A 19,193-nucleotide genomic window follows, 5' to 3' on the forward strand; every position below is an offset into this window, starting at 1 on the left:
CCGGCACTGCCGCCGGTACCGGCGCCGGACGCATGCGACCGGGTAAGGTCAGCGCCAATGCCGCTGCCGGCAACCCGAGCAGCGTCACCCCGATCATCACCGTCTCAAGACCGACCACGTCAGCGAGAATGCCGCTCAGCCACGTGCCGATCGCGCCGGTAGCAAAGGTGAAGCCAAGGATCAAGCCGGAAGCAAGCCCCTGCTTGACCGGTAAGATGCGCTGGGCATGGACGACCAGAATACTGTGTTGCCCGCCGACCAGCATCCCGGCCAGCCCACAGGCGATGAAAATTACCCAGAGCGGTGTTGCCAAAAAGCATGCTAACCCGGCAGGAACACTCAGAATGAGCGGCCAGACGGTCGCAGCACGCATGCCAAACCGGTCGGCCATCCATCCGTTCAGAACGTTGCCAATCGCAGCGCTAGCCATAAATGTACCGGCCAGTGCGCCATAGACGGTTGGTTCCCATCCACGATCGCTGAAGAGTTTGGGCAAGAACGACTGGTACACCGCTTGAATCGACGAGCGCACGACGACTAGTGCAAGAAAAGCGATCAAGACCGCAATGGTCAGTGCCGTCCAGACTTGTGGCGTCGCAGGAGCAGGAGCACGACTCGTCCGTCGGCTACGTACTGTTTGTTGCGCGAGCAGTAAGATGGTCGCCGGAATAATCGCAGTGATGGCAATCGGGATAATCCCCGGCGTGCCGGCAGCAGCCAGCACAACACCGGCCAATACCGGGCCTACCGCTAAACCGGCTTGTCCACCAAAGAAGAAGATCGCCGTCGCACTGGCCGGCTTATCGGGCACAGCCGCCGCTGCACCGGCCGTACCGATGGGATGGAACAGACCACTACCAAGCGCAGCCATGAGAAAACAGGGTAAGAGTACTGTCCAGTTGGGAGCAAGGGCAACACCGGTATAGCAGAGCGCCATCCACGCTACACCAAGTGCGGCGAGTTGGAGCGTGCGACCGGGCAGGCGGTCGGCGATCCAGCCAAACAACGGCTGCGAGAGCGCGCCGAGCAGGGTATAGACGGTCAGCGCCAAGCCGATCTGCTGATTGCTCAAACCCAATGGCCCAGCTAAAACCGCCAATAACACGGCGCCAACACTATTGAGGACATCGACCATAAAGTGACCACCGACCACTGCTGTAAAGACACGATTCCGTAGCATTCCGGTGTTTCCTTTCTGGAGCTATGCTATATCTCAACAACTGGATGGGACGCACCGCCGGCGGAGGTACTGCTGTGCGTCCCTACCTACCCCACCCTCTGCCCCTTTGCGTTATTCGCCTCTGCGCCCTCCGCGCCTTTGTGTTACCCGCCTTTGCGCCCTCTGCATCTCAACTTCGCTCAAATACGATTGTTCCACCTACAATCGTCAACTCAGCATGCACGGTATGCAGATGAGACAATGGTATCTGGAAGGGATCGTTGTTCAACACCGCCAAATCGGCCAGCATACCGGGAGCCAAGCGCCCTTTCCGGTCGACAGCGGCTTCAGCGATTGCCGGGCCAATACAATATGCTGCTAATGCTTCAGCAACGGTGAGTCGTTGTTCAGGATACCACCCGTCAACCGGTGTGCCATCGGTCGTTTGGCGGGTTGTGGCAGCGTGAATACCAGCCCATGGATCGAGTGTTTCAACCGGTGCATCCGATCCGAACGCGATCGTAGCACCGGCATTCAGCAGACTACGCCATGCGTAGCTTGTTGCACAGCGTGTTCCCCACAATCGCTCAGCCATCACCATATCGGCGGTGCAGTGAATCGGCTGCATCGAGGCAATCACGCCAAGCTCGGCAAAGCGCGGAATGTCGGTTGGAGCAAGAAGCTGAGCGTGTTCAATCCGGTTGGGCAGGGCAAGATAAGCGGCAGTTGGACGTGCTGCGGCAATTGCATCGAGCACGCTGCGATTCGCGGCGTCGCCGATGGCATGTACCACCACGCTGATCCCGTGAGCATTGGCGCGGGTCACAATCTCTTTCATCTCGGTGGGTGGAATAACTGCGATACCGGTATGGTCACGGCCTTCATACGGAGCCAGCATGTGGGCGCTTTCAGAACCGAGTGAACCATCGGCGAACAGCTTGAGGCCGCCGATCCGTAGCCAATCGTCACCCAAGCCGCTGCGCAAGCCTAAACCGATGGCGTGATCGAGGTGCGCACCGGCGATATGCGCTAGCACGCGGATGGTCAGATCACCGTCAGCCCGCAGTGCTTGCAGATCGATCAGCGTATCGGGGCCATCGGTCGGATTGGTCGCCGGCGGCACGTGAAGGCTGGTCAAGCCGTAACTCAACGCCTCGCGAATGGCAAGTTGCAACGCTGCCAAGCGCTCAGCGCGAGTAGGTGGTGGCACAATCGCCCGCACCAGTTCCATCGCGGTTTCGAGTAAGATACCGGTTGGTTCGCCATGCTCATCACGCTGAATCTGACCACCATCGGGATCAGGGGTCGCCGCCGTGATACCGGCCAACGCCAATGCTCGACTATTGACCCACAGCGAGTGACCGTCCTTGCGCGACAATACCGCCGGATGATCCGGACATACGCGGTCAAGGTCGACACGAGTGGGCCACCGTCCTCCCCACAACGTATGATCCCAACCATTCCCGCGCAACCATACATCCGGCGGCAAACGCTGCGCCGCAATCGCGATCTGATCGAGTGCCATCGCAAAATCGGTGCAACCGGTCAGACGCACCTGCTGACGGGCAAGACCATGCAGCACAATATGCACATGGGCATCGGTCAGACCCGGTACAACCGCCCGCCCACCTAGATCGATCTCCTCAACCTGAGTTCCGGCAGCGGCCCGTACCGTCGTTTCATCGCCCACTGCCAAAATTCGCTCGCCACGGATCGCCAATGCTTGTACCACCGGTTGGGATGGATTAAGGGTGTAAATTGGGCCATTACGTAGCACAACGGTCTTCATAGTCAACCTTTCGTTAGATAATGATGAGAAGACGCGACACCTGCAATGGAATCTATCCAAACGCAGAAATTGCTTCAGATACATTTGCCACCTGGAAACTGACTCTTATGGCGAGCCGGCAGCACTTACTCCGATACCCGATGATCGGTTTCATCGCCACGGCGATAGTTAGAGCTTCAGTCCGGCTTAACCGCTTCATACCACGGTCAAAATCCGGTAAATACTTATTCTCAAATTGACTACCGTGCCGCATGTGCTCAGTGGTCCCTCTCCAAACCCCCACGGAGAGCAGCGCAATACCGACCCTTTTTCAGTTCTCACCGTGCTCGTTTTCCCTGCACCCGCCTAGATCACCGAGAACGTAACCGCGTGGCTAGATCGTTTCGCCGCCTCGCGCTCCCATCAGAACCTCCTGCTCAGCGTCGTAGTGCTCTATCCTACTCGCTCGCCACTATTCAGTCAAACTTGAGTAATCAAATATTTGCACAGTGTAGAACATCCTTAACCGTTGAAGTTTTAACATTCGCATATATCAACAGGCATGGTATGATATGTCATGATTTTGCTCAGATCGTTACCCACTCATACTCAGACCATCAATGTAACAGATTGCCTAACCCAAAGCTCCAACACTCAGGAGGCCGGCTATGACCCGTCCGCGCACAAATTATGCGCTAGCAGGGGCAGCTCTCTTTAACCCGATGGCGGCTATGTACTGGCTCGACGTGATGCGCGGACAGCGTCCCGGCATCGGCCTCGCGTTGGTCAGTACGGCAGGCGCAGTATGTATAGGATTGGCCGCCGATCCGCGCCGCCATCCGTGGCGAGCAGTGGCGAGCGGCTTTGCGGCCGCAGCCGGGGCAGCATTAGCCGGCTGGGCTTTGCAGCGATATGTGACATGGGTCGCGGGTAACGGTAAAGACGCACCGGCGCCACCAAACGCACACGATCTACTCGTGCCGGCAGTAGTAGTATGCGCCGGTACGGTTGGACTATCGGCCCTAATCGGTCGCGAACCGGACCGGTATATCGAATACAGCGGTAAGCACGGTGATTATCGTTGGATTGCTGCAACACCACATCCGGCCCAACGCTGGTTGGCGTGGAGTGGTTACCTGACTCATCAGTTGGCAATTTGGGGCTGCATCTACGCCGGTCAACGCCAACGACTGCGCTATACCGCCGATATGCGCCGGCTTAATTGGCTGGCATTAGCAGTCAATGCCGGTGGGGTTGCCTTACACTACCTTCAGTCACGGTATACCTACGATGGTTTGGCCCGTGATGTACCGGAAGGGAGTGCGCTTGGTTCAGTATCGTTCATTCTCATGATGACGCTGGCCTTAGAAGCACCGCGCCGTGGTCTCTTTTTCGGAAGCCGGAAGATAATGCCTCCGGCAGAGTTAGTCCGTTTCGCTCGCCGGTTTCATGGCTACATCTTTTCGTGGGCGGCAACGTACAATTTCTGGTATCACCCGATTGATCCCAAACCGCTTCACTATACTGGCCTCTTCCACACGCTACTCCTCTTTGTCCAGTCGGCATTGCTCTATACCAACGCGCACCGCGATCCACGTTGGACATTGGCGCTGGAGATGATGGTATTACCGCACGCAGTGATTTCGACACTGTACAAACGGAGTGGATTAGGGGCAATGTTTACCTTTAGTTTGCTGGCAATGTTCGTCATCAACCAAATGCATGGTCTCAACTTGCCGGCCCGTGCACGCTGGACCATTGGCGCTACTTATGCTACCACTGTGCTGAGCTATTACGGCGTGCGTCGCCAATGGCATAGGTTGCCTGATATCCTGCGGATTCCGATCCTCGAGTATGGAGTGTTGGGCATATTGGTGTTGTTGTCGCTGCTGATACGGGCCGTGCGGCGGTTAGAGGGAAACCCGAAAACTTTGCATACGAAACCATGAGAACATAGAACACAGATGCTCACGGGTTGGGACGGATGCGCACCGATCGCGCCACCCGTGACCATCCGTTGCACCTGTGTCTATCTGTGTCCTGTTCCCTACATAAATGAGGACACGGATGCGCACCGATCGCGCCACCCGTGACCATCCCGTTACACCCGTGTCTATCTGTGTCCTCTTCCCTACATAAATGAGGACACGGATGCGCCCCGATCGCGCCACCCGTGACCATCCCGTTACACCTGTGTCTATCTGTGTCCTCTTCCCTACATAAATGAGAACACGGATGCGCACTGCCTAATCCGTGTTCTATTCACCACACTCGCTACTTCACTGCGCGGGCCGCCGCAAAGACCACCTCACTCAACGTGGGATAGGCAGCAAATACTGCGGACAGATCGGCGATAGTCGCACCGGTTTGGATTGCTAACGCGACCGGTGCCAACATATCCGCTGCGTGTGTGCCAACTGCAATCCCGCCACGGATCTGGCGGTTCACCGCATCATAGATCAACTCGACCCAGCCTTCAGTCTCGTCACCGAGGTATGATTTGAGTGAGGCAGTATACGAAGCTCGTACCCGCTGCAACTCACCCTCTCCGCCGGCTACAATCCCCACTTGGGCAATTTCGGGTACCGTGTACACTGCACTCACCACCGTATGCGGGCAATAGCCGGGTGCAGATAGTTCTGCTGCTGTGCGGCCGGCAATCCACGCCTGGGCCAGCGCGCGGTTGGCCAGCATCGGCCCACCGGCAGCATCACCCACAACAAAAATGTGACCGGCGACTGTACGACCATAGTTATCAACCGCGAGTTGTCCGTTGGCACCAACCGCCAACCCGGCCGCAGCAAGATTAAGCCGGCTTAGATCGGGGACTCGCCCAATCGCAAGGAAGGCCATAGCAGCGGTATGGGTCGCACCATCGGTTGTAGTGACAACTACACCAGCTTCAGTCCGCTCGGCCCGTTCCACATCAACCTGATGGATCGTGACGCCATGCGCCGTCATCGCGGCAGCGAGAGCCGCTCCGGCTGCCAGATCGAACATCGGCAATACGCCAGGTGCACCGACCAACCACGTCACCTTAACACCGAGCCGGTGAAAGAGGGAGGCAAACTCGCTACCCGTCGGCCCCCCACCGATCACGATCATGTCCGGCGGCAATGTGTTCAGATGACTGGCAAACCGCGGGGCAATAATCCGCTGACCATCGGGCTTCATTGTCGGCGGGAAACGTGGTACCGAACCGGTAGCGATAATCACTGCATCGGCGGTCAATGTCTGTTGCGAGTCGTCGTTGCGCACGATCAGCTCGTGAGGGCTATGAAATGCAGCTACCCCGTGGACTACCTTGACCCCGGCGGCTTGGAGCCGCTGTACCTCACGCTCACTCCACCGTTGAGCCACCTGCTTGATCCGGTTGAGCACCTCTGTTGGGGTCACGTGGACGGCGCCAACCGTTACCCCTGCTGCGGCAGCATGAGCGGCAACTCCGGCCAATTCAGCCGCGTGCAACCACACTTTGCTTGGTAATAGGCTATCCCAACCGGTACGTCCACCAATTGGTCCTTCACTAACCAAAGTTACCTGCGTATGACCCTGTGCAGCGGCAACAGCAGCCTCAACTCCGGCCGGCCCACCGCCAATCACAAGAATCTGCTTCATCCGTCTTCCTCACTATCGTTGCAACGCTACAATGGAGCGTGCATCTGTAATGCACACCTGTGAAAGATGATGCAAAGAATCGGTGAGAGGTTACAACTAGCATTAATTACATGTGGCGGCGCACAACTACGAACCTCGCCGGTGATGGCCCCGCATTATGAATCCGGTGGCAGTTCCGGGTTTGTTTCAGAGTCAGGTTGCGGCGCCGGGTCGGGATCAGGTGCGCGAATACCGAGCACGATAGTTGTGTCAGGTAAGATCCATTCACCTGCTGCCGGTAATGAACTGAGCACCACATACGGCCCGTACCGGTAATAATCTTCGCCGGCCCGATCAGGTCCCTGATAATCGACGTAGATACGGCCCGGATCGATACCCAACAAGGCCAGCACCTCTTTGGCCTGATTTTCACCCAAACGACGTAGATCGGGCATTAAGATCGCGCCTTCTACCGGTGGCACCGGCACCGGCGGTTGGAACATCTCTTCGGTACATACGGGGAGATCTTCGTACTTAAGCGCCACCGTGGCATCACCACCACGCCATTTGTACTCAACCTTCTCATCGGGATCAGACGGTGGCAGTTTCCACAGGTAAATCTCACGCACCAGCGCGGGTGGATAGCTCGCTTCTGGGGCAGGCCGGCAGTACATGCCATCGGTCAATGCACTGAGATCTTGCGGGAGCGGCGATGCCTTGGGATCGGTAGGCGGCGCTGGCGGCGGGTTAGGCCGTAGCTCGCCGCTACTCGTCCACTCTTCCGGGGTAGGAATCCGGACAACGGTCACTTTGTCGTATGCTGAACAGAGAACATCGCCCGCGATCAGGTTGGTGAGATTAGCAGTTGGCGTCGGACTTAACAAGGCCGCTTCCTCCAATTGCTTCAGCATCTTTTGGGTAAACACCTCCTCGCGGTAGCCACCAAAGGGGCCGGGTAATTCACAGATAGGGCGGCGCACGACCTCTACTGGCAAGGTAAACTCCGTCTGAATTTCACCATTAGGAAACGGCGCGGCAAAAAGGGTACGATAACGCTCATCTTCGGCAATGAGGCGGAAGATGTTCTCCATCACGTTACGCCAGATAATCCCACCGCCGGTCAGGCTCTCCACCCGCGCCGTCGGCTCATTATTGTTATTTCCCGTCCAAACGCCAACCGTCACAAATGGCGTATAACCGACTGCCCATGCATCTCGCCAATCGTTGGTCGTGCCGGTCTTGACTGCCGCAGGTAGACTGAGACGCAGCGGGCTATTAAGGCCCCAGATCGCTTGGCGGGCACGGTCGTCGCTCAGCATATCTGAGATAATCGCCACAAGCGCCGGATCGACCACCGGTTCACCGGCCGGTGGTGAGAAGCGTTCGAGAGTACGACCCTGCGAATCGGTGATTTCGAGAATAGCGACCGGAGGGAAGTAGCGTCCACCACTGGTCAACGTGTTGTAAGCGGTGGTTAGCTCCAAAGGCGATACCTCGCCGCCACCCAACGTGAGGGACAACCCATAAAAACCGGCTCCACGCTTGAGACCGGTACGGATGCCAACCCGTTCTAGCAGCCGGATGGTGTAATCGATCCCGGCAAACTTTAGCGCTTTGACCGCCGGCATATTGAGCGAATTTGCCAGCGCAGTACGTATCCGCACCGGCCCGTTCCATTGACCATTGTAATTCTGGGGGGCATACCAGTCACCGGTACCGGTCGGAAACTCGGTCGGCACATCCCACAATACCGTCTCCGGTGTCATACCCTGTTCCATCGCAGCCAGATAGGTAAACGGCTTCAGCGCCGAACCGGGTTGCCGCTCACGAGTCGCGACATTCACTTGCCCATCGAGCACATTTCCCGACTCGCCAGGAGTCTTGGTCGGTTTCACCGCGTTGTAGTCGATACTCCCAACCATTGCCAGAATCTGGCCGGTGTTGGGTTGCATAATCACTACCGCTGCATTATGGATGTTCCGCGACTCCAGCTCGGCGATCCGCTCGAAGGCCGTGGCTTGAGCCATCCGTTGCAGTTGAAGATCGAGGGTGGTCGTGATCCGTAAGCCACCACCGTACACGATTTGCGGTCCATAGCGTTGCAAGAGGAGATCACGCACATAGAAGACGAAATGCGGTGCGTTGAGCGGTGCCTCTTGCGGAGCAAAGCGGAGCGGTGTCGCCAGAGCACGTCGGGCCTGTATTTCGGTGATGTAGCCGTCTTCAACCATTCGGCGTAAGACAGCAGCTTGGCGGATTCGAGGAAGTGGTGTACCGGCCGGTAGACGTGCATTCGGGTCGAGCCAGTCATCACCGACAAAGACCGGCGGCAAATAGCCACCTTGCTCGTCGCGTTCGAGATAGTTTATCGGATTGTAGACAGAGGGTAACTGCGGTAAACCGGCCAGCAACGACGCTTGGTTCAGATCGAGTTCGGCAGCACTGACACCAAAATAAACTTCGCTGGCTGCCTGAATACCATAGGCAAGATTGCCGTAGAAGTTCTCATTGAGATACAGTTCGAGAATTTGATCTTTGGTATAGATGCGATCAAGCTCTTGGGCCAGAATAATCTCTTTGAGTTTTCGTTCGTAGCGGCGCTCCGGCAGTCGCTCTTCCGGTGTCAGCACACTATTTTTAATCACCTGCTGAGTGATGGTTGAAGCCCCACCCACCTCTTCACCTACTCGTAAGCTATCGATCAGGGTGCGGATGATACCGGCTAGATCGATACCGGGATTGGTGTAAAAGGTTTTATCTTCAATAGCGATGGTTGCCTGTATCAAGAGCGGGCTAATCTCGTCGATCGCGACTTTCGTGCGTTTACCGGTATCGAAGAACTCGTAGAGTAATTCGCCATTGCGGTCGAATATGCGTGAGTTTTCAAACAAGGTCCGATTATCGAGCAGGGCTAAACGTGGACGAAGGCTCTCGGCGACTTGGACGTAGGCATTGTAGGCGAAGCCGGCCAACCCTATCAATACGACCGCCATCAGGCCGAGCACGGCTAACAAGGCGTTGAGCACTAAGCGGCCCACCACCGGGCGCGGCGCCGGCCGGCCCCGCAACAAACGCGGCGGCACGTGGCGGTGTCCATTGCGACCATTGCGGCCATGCAGATACCAACGACGCGAACGAATCATAGCTATCCTTGGCGCGCACCCGCGCCGAACGCAATATATACCCATGTGACGCTCACCCGAGCGTCGCGGGTAGTATAGCATGCTCTGGTAAGGCCCATCCTGATGGGTAGATGAGAACTGGATTCAGATACAATATTAATGAGCGAGACGCTGCACCGTCGCTCTACAGCAACTAATTATGTCAATGAATAATACTATGCCCCAATCCTCCCTCGTTGGCCCAGTCATGCTCATCACCTTTTTGATCACACTGCCGCTGACCGTGATCAGCGACGCGGTTGCCGGGCGCACTGGCTGGCAGTCGCTCTGGCTGGGAGGGGCGAGCGTGCTGGTCGGGCTAGAGGCAGTGGCGTTGCGCAGCCGGATGGTGGCCGGCCTTCACGAGACGCAGGGTGGGGCGGTGCGTTATCTGGCCGCCGAGGTGTTCGGCTTAGTGGCGCTGGCCCGCATCGTAGCGACGGTGGGCCAAGGCGCACAAGGCTTCGCCGCGATGCATTCATGGCTCACCGATCCGCTGGCCGCGTTCGATGCGCCGTTTCTGTTTTGCCTGCTAGCGCTGCTGGCCGTCGCCGTGCTTAGCCGCAGCGGGATCGCCGCGATCGCGGCGCTGACGCCGAACCCGCCGCTCAAGACGCCATTGCAGAGCTTGGATCTGCTCTTCTACCGCAGTGACACAACGGCCCGCCGGCGCGCCGCCGTCGCAGCCATTAGCCACGGGGCCGGCTGGGGCGGGTTGGCGATGCTGGTGGTGTTGGGCCGGCAGAGTGAGCAAACTCCCGCCACCGTGCTGTGGATGGCGCTCTACCTTGCCGGCGGGTTGTGGTTGATTGCGCTGGCACAGCGGCGCGCATTGCTGGCCGATTGGCTGAGCGATGAGGCCGAGATTGGGCCTGAGGTCAGCCGGAGCTGGCGCTGGCTGAGCATCGCAACAATTGGCTTGGTTACGCTGTTGGCGCTGGCGCTGCCGGCCCAACTGTCGCCGCTCGTGCCGCAAGCATGGCGTGAGGGGCTCTTCGTGTCGGGAGGGATCGCGCTGCTGATTGCGATGACTCTCTCCCTGCTCTTCATTGGGCTGCTCAGTCTGGTAGCCCTCTTGCCGCTGCTCTTGCTGATGTTGCTGACTTCGCTGATGAACTCGACCATCGCGCCAGCAACACCAATCACTCCGCCAATGATGCCGCCGCTAGCGCCAAGCGAACCGTCGCTATGGCCCGGCATTATCTTTTGGATCTGTATCGCGATTTTGACCGGGCTGGCCTTCTGGACGATTATGCGCCGGCAGACGTGGGTCAAGCAGGTGTGGGCGCAGGTGCCGGATTGGTGGGCGCAGGCGCGCATGCAGTTGCGGAAAAGGCGTTTCTGGCGATGGCGGCAGCCTATAGCCACTCAGCGGCATCGCGCGTCTCGTTCACAGCCTGCGCCACGCGATGCCGCGATCGTTGCGTACCACGCTGCCCTGCGCTACGCTGCGGCCCATGGCTACCCACGCCGTCCGCCACAAACCCCGGCTGAGTTTGCCGATCATACGGCGCAACAGTTGGTTGAGGCTGACGATGAGTTGCGCACCCTGACCGCCGCTTACCACCGTGCCGCCTACGCTGGCCGTGCCTCGGATCAGACAGAACGGCGGCAGGTGGGCATGCTGCTACGCCAATTCCGGCGAAAATTAACGCAAAGGCGCAGAGAATGAATAACGCAAAGGTTTTTTGGAATGATCGCGATGAGAACGATCAGAGACGATCTCGCATTGCTAACGAACCCCATACAATACACTTAGCGATCTTTGCGTTCTCTGCGCCTTTGCGTTTGAACCCTTTGCGTTCTCTGCGCCTTTGCCTATGCTGCCGACCGCCGCGGCATCAACACCGTATAATCGAAATCGAGCACCACCGCCGGATCGTAGTTGCCCTCGGCGTCGCGGTAGGGGAAGTCGTGACAGGGCCGATCTTTGGTGGCCACGGTGCGCACCCGCAGCGCGCCAATGTCATTGCGCACCGGAATCTCCATCTTATCGAGAATTTCTGACCAAGCGTAGATGGTATCGCCGGCAAAGCTGGGGTTGGTGTGGCGACCGCCGTTAATTGCCGCGATACTGAGCGCGTTGGCCAAGCCGTTGAACGAGAGCGAACGAGCGATGCTGATAATGTGCCCACCATAGACGATCCGCCGGCCAAAGCGGCCTTCCCGCTCGACGTGGAGGTTGAAGTGGACGCGAGCCGTGTTCTGGTAGAGCCGGGTGGCCTGCATGTGCTCGGCTTCTTCGATCGTTACGCCGTCAATGTGATCGATCTTCTCGCCGACCTCGTAATCTTCCCACAGATAGGGGCTGCCGGCGCGGGCCAGATCGTACTGGCCGGGTTGGATGTGGTACGGTACGGCGAGGTCAGTCACCGGCACCGCGTCGGGCAATTGGGGCACCACCGGTTCGGGAGCCGGCGCGTCGATATTGCGCTTGCGCACCATCACCCAACGCATGTATTCCAGCACCATCTCGTTGCGTTGGTTGACGCCAACGGAATGGACGTAGACCACGCCGGTTTTGCCGTCTTTGTTTTGGCGCAGACCGATCACCTTGGAGGTGGTCGAAAGGGTATCGCCGGGATACACCACCGCGCCAAACCGCCCGCCGGCATAGCCGAGATTGGCGATGGCGTTGAGCGAAATGTCGGGCACGGTCTTGCCGAAAACGATATGGAAGACGAGCATACTATCGATCGGCGCCCGTTCGAGGCCAACCGTTTGGGCGAACGGGATCGCCGAGGTGAGAGCGAAGCGCGCGCCGTAAAGCGAGGTATACAGCGCCACATCACCCTCGGTTACGGTGCGCGGCGTAGCGTGAACGATCTCTTGGCCAAGCCGAAAATCCTCGAAGAAGTTGCCGGGATTGGTTTTATTGATCATTGATATGCTCCTTGCAGACGCGAACCGGATCACTCAAACCGTCACCCGCCACAAGGGGCGGGACGCACGTCTATGCGTCCCGTCAAACGGAGACGTACCGCCGGGGGCGCACCACCGTTACGATTCAAACCCGTAGGCTTTGGCGAGTTCGGGGTCTTTCTTGGCGATCATGCGGGCAAGGTCAACAATCACCTTGGCCTGTTTCCACGTCGCGTCGTCTTGCATCTTGCCGTCGATCATCGCCACGCCGGAACCGTCGGGCATCGCGTCGAGAATACGCTTGGCGAAGAGCACTTCGTTCACATCCGGGCTAAAGACACGCTTGGCGATCGGGATTTGGTTGGGCGCGAGCGACCACGCGCCGGTGCAGCCCAGCAAGAAGGCGTTGCGGAATTGGGCTTCGCAGGCGGCTTCGTCTTTGAGATCGCCGAAGGGGCCGTAGAAGGCGCGCAACCCGTGCGAGACGGCCACATCCACCATGCGGGCAATCGTGTAGTGCCAGAGGTCTTGCTGGAAGAAGGCGCGTTCGGTTTGGCCCTCTTGCGGGTCGGCCAGCACACCGTAGAACGGATGGCCACCGCCGACGCGGGTGGTCTTCATCCCGCGCGAGGCGGCGAGGTCAGCCGGGCCAAGGCTGAAGCCATGCATGCGCGGACTGGCCCCAGCGATCGCTTCGAGATTGACCACGCCCTGCGCGGTTTCCAGCAGGGCGTGGATGAGGATGGGTTTCTGGGTCTGATGCTTGGCTTCGAGCAACGCCAAATATTGATCGACGAAGTGAATATCCCACGGCCCTTCGACCTTGGGAATCATAATCACATCGAGCTTATTGCCGGCATGGGCAACAATCTCGGCAATATCATCGAGCACCCATGGGCTATTAAGCGCATTGACCCGCACCCAGAGCGCGGTGTCGCCAAAGTCGGTATTGCGCGCGACTTCGATAAAGCCGGCCCGCGCCGCTTCTTTGGCATCAACCGGAATGGCATCTTCGAGATTGCCGCACAGCACGTCAACCTGCTTGGCGACTTCGGGAATGCGCGCGCGGATCTTTTCGATGTGGGGCGGGAAGAAGTGAACCACCCGTTCGGGCCGCACCGGCAATTCTCGCATCGGCTGGGGCGCACCAATGGCGAGCGGCTGGTAGAAGTTTCGGGGCAGCTTGTGCATCATATCCTCCTTGCAATACATACAATAAGACGCAAAGGCGCAGAGATACACTGAACCGATAGCGTCTCACACAGCGCTAGCCTGCGAGCGCGCTCGTACCGCACCGCCGGTTTCAACCTCTTACTTGCGCACCTATGCGTCCTGGACAAACCCATCGTGGCGTTACTCCAAGGCCTCCGGCCCGGCGACAATGCCTTCATCGTGCAACCGGCCTACTTCACCTTCGCTCAGACCTAACACCTCAAGCAAAATCTCGTCGGTATGTTCGCCGAGCCGCGGCGCCGGTTGCACCGGCACCCGGGGCATCTGGCTGAAATCGAGCGGCGAACCGGCCATGAGGTACGAACCAATGCCGGGTTGCTCGACCATCGCGAACATTGGGTTGTCGGTTGAACAATCGGGATCTTGGGCAATCGCTTCGCGCACCGTGCGGTACGGCCCCCACGTCACCCGATGCTGCTCGAAGACCCGTTGCACCTCGGCGAAGGTGCGGGCATGGAACCACGGTTCGAGCAGGGCCGCAATCTCGCGGCGGGCGCGGAACCGGTCTCCCTCATCGTCCATATTGAGACCGAGGCGCTGGCCGAGCGCGGTGAAGGCATCGGCTAAGCCGGTTGCCTTCCCCAGTGCCTTCCACTGCAAATCGGTCAGACCGACGACCATCACCCGCTTGCCGTCGAGGGTCTCGAAATCACGGCCAAACGCGCCGTAGAGATAATTCCCCTGCCTGGGCCGGTCGGTATCGTTGACCATCACCTCGGCAATCATGCCCAGATGGCCGATCATCGCCAACCCGACATCTTTCAGCGCCAGCTTGACCAATTGGCCCGCACCGGTCAGCCGGCGGTGGCGCTCGGCAGCGAGCAGGCCGAGCGCGATCATCTGGCCGGTAATGATGTCCCACGCTGGCAGCACATGGTTCACGACCTCAGGCGAACTGAAGGGGCCGGTCATAAACGGCAAGCCGAGCTGGGGGTTGACGGTGTAATCAACCTCAGAGCCGCCGTCGCGCCGGCCAAGCAGATTGACCATAATCAAATCGTCGCGCTGGCGCTTGAGCGCCTCGTAACTCAGCCAGCCGCGGGCCGGGAAGTTGGTGATAAACAGGCCGGCGTTCTCACCCGGCGCGCAAATCAGTTGGGTGAGCAGCTCTTGGCCGCGCGGATGGCGAATATCAACCGCGATCGAGCGTTTGCCCTTATTCAAACCAGTCCAAAACAAGCTATGCTTGCCATCAAGCGTCACTGGCCAGCGTTTATAGTCAAGACCGCCGCCAATTGGATCGAACCGGATGACATCGGCCCCCAACTGAGCCAACGTCATCCCGCCGAGCGGCGCGGCGACGAAGGCCGAGCCTTCGACCACGCGCATGCCACTAAGAATGCCGTTCATTGTGGTTGCCTCGTGTGAACTCACGCAGGGCTTATGCTGTGGTCTGGCACCAACGGTTTGCTCAGCTTACCCCTTGGTGGAGGGAGCCTCTCCCGCTGGAGGAGACTGGGGGCAGCATGATAAGAGCACGTCGTGGGCAGACCGATCAGCATCAGCGCCGCTACGCCGTCTGCTAAATCACCCGCTTCGACCGCAATTCACCGATCTGGGAGTCATCCATCCCCAACCACTCGCGCAACACCTCATCGGTATGCTCGCCAAGTTTAGGGCCAAGCGAGCGAATGCTGCCGGGGGTTTCCGACAACTTCGGCACCACATTCGGCATAATCAGCGTCTCGCCGATACTCGGCTCATCGACTGCCACCAGATTCCGCCGGGCATGGACGTGGCGGTCACCGAAGAAATCAGCAATATCGTTGAGCGGCGCGGCGGGGGTCGCAGTCGCGTAACAGCGTTGCAACACCTCGGCGCGGGTCAGCGAACTGCACCAGTCGCGGACAATCTCGTTGACATCGCTGGCGTGGGCCAACCGCACCTTCTGATCGCCATACACGCTCGACGAAGCCAATTCGGGGCGGCCCATCGCGTTGGCAAGGCGGGCAAAGAGCTTATCAGTCGCGCACGAAATCGCCACCCATTTGCCATCTTTGGTCTGAAAGTGGCCGTGGGGGCACGCAAACTCATTGTGGTGCGAGCCGTGGCGTTCGCGGACTTTGCCGTACATGCCGTAGGCTGGCACCAACTCATCGCTACAGCGGAAGACCGACTCGTAGAGCGCCGCATCGATATACTGGCCGCAGCCAGTCTGCTCGCGGTGGCGCAGAGCCAGCAACACGCCGATACAGCCGTACAACCCGGTCATATAATCGGCGAGGGTGGTCGAACCCGGCGTCACCGGTGTTCCCTTCGGCATACCGGCCAGATAGGCGATACCGCCGACGGCATGGGCAATGCGGGCAAAACCGGGCCGGTCACTATATGGACCCGTCTGGCCGTAGCCGGTCACCCGCAGCATAATCAAGCGCGGGTTGATCTTACTGAGCACATCCCAACCCAATCCCCACTTCTCGAGCGTACCGGTGCGAAAATTCTCGCACAACACATCGGTTTCGGCGATCAAGTCTTTAAAGAGCTTAGCGCCTTCAGGATGCTGAAGGTTAATCGTCACCGAACGCTTATTGCGCGACTCGCTCAGCCAAGTCAGCGTATCGCCACGCGACGTCGGCGTACCAAAGCGGCGCAGCGCATCACCGCCGATCGGATGCTCGACTTTGAGCACATCGGCGCCAAATTCACCCAACAGGGTGGCGCAGAAAGGCGCGGCAATCACGGTTGCCGCATCAATGACCCGAATGCCGGCCAATGGCAGGGTCGAATTCGTCTCAGCCATCGTATCCACCTCGTAGTGAAGAAACGGCCCCCAGCGAAGTATGCGTCGTTGCGTCAAACAATCTTGCGATTGCGCAATTGCTTAATCTCCTCGGCGGAAATATCGAGCAGCTCGCGCAACACCTCATAGGTCGCGTTGCCCAAGGGCGGGCCGAGGTTGGTAATGCGGCCCGGCGTCGCCGAGAGGTTTGGAATCACGTTCGGCACTACCACCTCGCCAACCCCTTCCGCTTCGACGCGAGCCAGATTGCCGCGCGCGCGGAAGTGCTCATCGTTGAACATATCGGCAATGCTATTGAGCGGGCCAACCGGCACCTCTTTTTCCAGACAACGGCGCATCACCTCATCGCGAGTCAGCGAACCAACCCAATCAATCGTGATCTGGTTTACGACATCGCGCGCCGCTAAGCGCTTGCGTTGATCGCCGTACAATTCGGATGAAGCCAATTCAGGCCGTTCCATCGCTTCTGCCAGCCGCTCAAACATCTTGTCGGTGGTGCAGGCGAGCGCCACCCATTTGCCATCTTTGGTGCGAAAATGGCCATGGGGGACGGCAATAAAGCTTCCGGCTCCTTCGCGCTCGCGGATTTTGCCGAACAGACCGTAGGCCGGGGCAATCTCATCGAGAATGCGAAACACTGCTTCATAAATCCCGACATCGATCAACTGGCCGCGACCGGTCTTCTCTTTGTGGCGAAGCGCGATCAGCACACCGATAGCGCCAAACAGACTGGCGATGTAGTCGCCGAGCGGCGCAGTGCCCGGCAGCACCGGCGTTTCACCAGGGAAGCCGGCCAGATACGAGAGGCCGCTAAAGGCATGCGCGATGTGGGCAAAGCCGGAACGGCGGCGGTAGGGGCCGGTCTGGCCGTAGCCTGACACCCGCAGCATTATCAAGCCGGGATTCACCTCGCGCAACGTGGGCCACGACAACCCCCACTCTTCCATCGTACCGGGACGAAAATTCTCGATCAGGATATCCGACTTCGCCACCAATTTCAGAAACAGGTTCACGCCTTCCGACTGGCGCAGGTCGATCGTCACCGACTTCCGGTTACGCGCTTCGCTCAACCATGCCAGCGTCGCATCGTGGCGCGTGGTCGGGGTACCAAACCGCCGCATCGGATCGCCGCCGATCGGGTGTTCGATCTTCAACACCTCAGCGCCAAACTCACCCAAAATCGAAGCCGCATACGGGCCGGCCAGAAAGTTGCCGACATCGATCACGCGGATCCCACTGAGCGGCAAACGGTCACGCTCGCCGGTGCGCTCGGCGGTGGGGTGAGGAATTGCGGGTTCAGCCTCCTGTTCAGCCTCCGCAGCAGCCACCGCTTGCTGCGCTGGCGGCGTCTCGCCGGTCTCCGGCGCATCGGTGGTCTGATTGGTGGTCTTCGTCGAGCGTACCCCTTTGGCCATCGTCTGTACTCCTCCTCGCCATGCTGAAAATAGGCAGCAACACAAAATCGCCACCAGAGCCCGCTAAGGCCGCCATGGCCACATGCAGTTAGGTGTGTTTAGTTTCTCTGCTCGGGTGATGCGCGTGTTTGTAACATAGCACAAGGAATACTATTCCGCAATTATCAGTTTCCAACTTTTAACTACGAGTTGATATAAGTAAACACTTATATCAAATTGATAACGTAAGGTTATATGTGTTCCGGCGTGAACGAGAAACGCAATACACACGCCTCACGCCAGCATCGCGCATGGCATGGGGTACAATGTGTCTATTCCAACATCCAGCAACAGCGCATACCAGCAAAAGGAGGCGATTCGGCCATGAGCAGCGAAGATTGGACGGCGTGGATCGGGCGAACCGAGGTGGTTGAAGATGACATCTGCTTAGCGCAAGCATTGGCTGCAGCGGCCACGCTCGAACCATTGTCATCACCCACCGCAAGCGCGGCGCTGCCCCCGCTCTGGCACTGGTTTTACTTCTTACCGCGCGCGCCGCAGTCAAAACTCGGCATTGACGGCCATCCGCAGCGCGGCGGCTTTATTCCGCCCATCCCTTACCCCCGCCGCATGTTTGCCGGCGCGCGCATCCGCTTTCACCACCCGCTACTGATCGGCCAGCCGGCTCGCCGCGAGGGGATCATCCGCAACATTACCCAAAAGAGCGGGCGCACCGGGCCGTTGGCGTTTGTCACGGTCGGCTACCAGATCTTCCAAAATGAGATGCTTTGTATCGAAGAAGAGCAAGATATTGTCTACCGCGAACCGGGTGCGCCAGTGCCGGCGCCGGTGCCGGTTGAGCTGCCGCCGGTCTCTGATGCGATCACCCGCACCGTTACCCCCGACACCCGGCTGTTGTTCCGCTTCTCGGCGCTGACCTTCAACGCACACCGCATCCACTACGACCGGCCCTACGCCCAACAGGAAGAGGGATACCCCGGCTTAGTCGTGCATGGCCCGCTGGTCGCGGTGTTGTTGATGGAACTGGCCCGCCACAACACCACTCGCCCAATCACCGGCTTTAGCTTCCGCAGCCAAGCGCCGATCTTCGATCTCGCCCCCTTCCGGTTGGTGGCCCGCTTCGGTGAAGACCGAGTTGAGCTGGAAGCGCAGGGGCCTGACGGCGCCACCGCGCTGAGCGCCAGCGCCGAGTTAGGGAGCGACCAACCCCTGTAACGCCGCACGGCGGTGCGGCTCCCACGGCGGTGCAACCCTAAAA

The 19,193-nt window shown here is 58.9% G+C and carries 12 protein-coding genes; 3 read left to right on the plus strand and 9 right to left on the minus strand.

Annotated elements, in window-relative coordinates:
• The coding region (locus tag U9R61_RS03730; RefSeq protein ID WP_322487481.1) for an MFS transporter at positions 1-1,180 on the minus strand (1,180 nt) is incomplete at its 3' end.
• 169 nt (positions 1,181-1,349) lie between these two features.
• Entirely contained in the window at positions 1,350-2,948 is a 1,599-nt protein-coding gene (locus U9R61_RS03735) for an amidohydrolase (protein WP_322487482.1), read from the minus strand.
• Between the two features lie 647 nt (positions 2,949-3,595).
• On the opposite strand from U9R61_RS03735, the gene U9R61_RS03740 reads away from it, so the two are divergent.
• A complete protein-coding gene (locus U9R61_RS03740) occupies positions 3,596-4,876 on the plus strand; it encodes a hypothetical protein (RefSeq protein ID WP_322487483.1) in 1,281 nt (426 codons plus the stop codon).
• Positions 4,877-5,201: 325 nt separating this feature from the next.
• On the opposite strand, the gene U9R61_RS03745 is transcribed toward U9R61_RS03740, so the two are convergent.
• Positions 5,202-6,545 (minus strand): NAD(P)/FAD-dependent oxidoreductase, encoded by a 1,344-nt coding sequence (locus U9R61_RS03745; RefSeq protein ID WP_322487484.1) that lies wholly within the window; start codon positions 6,543-6,545, stop codon positions 5,202-5,204.
• Between the two features lie 155 nt (positions 6,546-6,700).
• Positions 6,701-9,667, minus strand: coding sequence for a transglycosylase domain-containing protein (locus tag U9R61_RS03750; RefSeq protein WP_322487485.1), 2,967 nt, complete (start codon positions 9,665-9,667; stop codon positions 6,701-6,703).
• Between the two features lie 196 nt (positions 9,668-9,863).
• Between U9R61_RS03750 and U9R61_RS03755 the strand changes: the two genes are divergently transcribed.
• Positions 9,864-11,357 (plus strand): DUF4129 domain-containing protein, encoded by a 1,494-nt coding sequence (locus U9R61_RS03755; RefSeq protein WP_322487486.1) that lies wholly within the window; start codon positions 9,864-9,866, stop codon positions 11,355-11,357.
• Positions 11,358-11,503: 146 nt separating this feature from the next.
• On the opposite strand, the gene U9R61_RS03760 is transcribed toward U9R61_RS03755, so the two are convergent.
• From U9R61_RS03760 to U9R61_RS03780, 5 genes are all read right to left on the minus strand, one after another.
• Entirely contained in the window at positions 11,504-12,568 is a 1,065-nt protein-coding gene (locus U9R61_RS03760; RefSeq protein ID WP_322487487.1) for a MaoC family dehydratase, read from the minus strand.
• Positions 12,569-12,685: 117 nt separating this feature from the next.
• Positions 12,686-13,738, minus strand: a complete 1,053-nt coding sequence (locus tag U9R61_RS03765) for a CoA ester lyase (protein WP_322487488.1) — start codon at positions 13,736-13,738, stop codon at positions 12,686-12,688.
• Between the two features lie 162 nt (positions 13,739-13,900).
• On the minus strand, positions 13,901-15,130 hold the full coding sequence (locus U9R61_RS03770) for a 2-methylfumaryl-CoA isomerase (protein ID WP_322487489.1): 1,230 nt from the start codon (positions 15,128-15,130) through the stop codon (positions 13,901-13,903).
• 172 nt (positions 15,131-15,302) lie between these two features.
• The gene (locus tag U9R61_RS03775; RefSeq protein ID WP_322487490.1) at positions 15,303-16,520 is read right to left on the minus strand and encodes a CaiB/BaiF CoA-transferase family protein; all 1,218 of its coding nucleotides are present in this window, start codon (positions 16,518-16,520) and stop codon (positions 15,303-15,305) included.
• Between the two features lie 53 nt (positions 16,521-16,573).
• Positions 16,574-17,935, minus strand: a complete 1,362-nt coding sequence (locus U9R61_RS03780; RefSeq protein WP_322487491.1) for a CoA transferase — start codon at positions 17,933-17,935, stop codon at positions 16,574-16,576.
• 363 nt (positions 17,936-18,298) lie between these two features.
• On the opposite strand from U9R61_RS03780, the gene U9R61_RS03785 reads away from it, so the two are divergent.
• Positions 18,299-19,150, plus strand: a complete 852-nt coding sequence (locus U9R61_RS03785; RefSeq protein ID WP_322487492.1) for an acyl-CoA dehydrogenase — start codon at positions 18,299-18,301, stop codon at positions 19,148-19,150.
• Positions 19,151-19,193: the final 43 nt, after the last annotated feature.

Origin of the sequence: Chloroflexus sp., from assembly GCF_034431535.1 — a bacterium.
Lineage (GTDB): Bacteria > Chloroflexota > Chloroflexia > Chloroflexales > Chloroflexaceae > Chloroflexus.

What these genes read in the sequence shown, in the direction of transcription:
- U9R61_RS03735 (WP_322487482.1), bottom strand. Translation starts at nt 2,948, where the DNA reads ATGAAGACCGTTGTGCTACGTAATGGCCCAATTTACACCCTTAATCCA.
- U9R61_RS03740 (WP_322487483.1), top strand. Translation starts at nt 3,596, where the DNA reads ATGACCCGTCCGCGCACAAATTATGCGCTAGCAGGGGCAGCTCTCTTT.
- U9R61_RS03745 (WP_322487484.1), bottom strand. Translation starts at nt 6,545, where the DNA reads ATGAAGCAGATTCTTGTGATTGGCGGTGGGCCGGCCGGAGTTGAGGCT.
- U9R61_RS03750 (WP_322487485.1), bottom strand. Translation starts at nt 9,667, where the DNA reads ATGATTCGTTCGCGTCGTTGGTATCTGCATGGCCGCAATGGTCGCAAT.
- U9R61_RS03755 (WP_322487486.1), top strand. Translation starts at nt 9,864, where the DNA reads ATGCCCCAATCCTCCCTCGTTGGCCCAGTCATGCTCATCACCTTTTTG.
- U9R61_RS03760 (WP_322487487.1), bottom strand. Translation starts at nt 12,568, where the DNA reads ATGATCAATAAAACCAATCCCGGCAACTTCTTCGAGGATTTTCGGCTT.
- U9R61_RS03765 (WP_322487488.1), bottom strand. Translation starts at nt 13,738, where the DNA reads ATGCACAAGCTGCCCCGAAACTTCTACCAGCCGCTCGCCATTGGTGCG.
- U9R61_RS03770 (WP_322487489.1), bottom strand. Translation starts at nt 15,130, where the DNA reads ATGAACGGCATTCTTAGTGGCATGCGCGTGGTCGAAGGCTCGGCCTTC.
- U9R61_RS03775 (WP_322487490.1), bottom strand. Translation starts at nt 16,520, where the DNA reads ATGGCTGAGACGAATTCGACCCTGCCATTGGCCGGCATTCGGGTCATT.
- U9R61_RS03780 (WP_322487491.1), bottom strand. Translation starts at nt 17,935, where the DNA reads ATGGCCAAAGGGGTACGCTCGACGAAGACCACCAATCAGACCACCGAT.
- U9R61_RS03785 (WP_322487492.1), top strand. Translation starts at nt 18,299, where the DNA reads ATGAGCAGCGAAGATTGGACGGCGTGGATCGGGCGAACCGAGGTGGTT.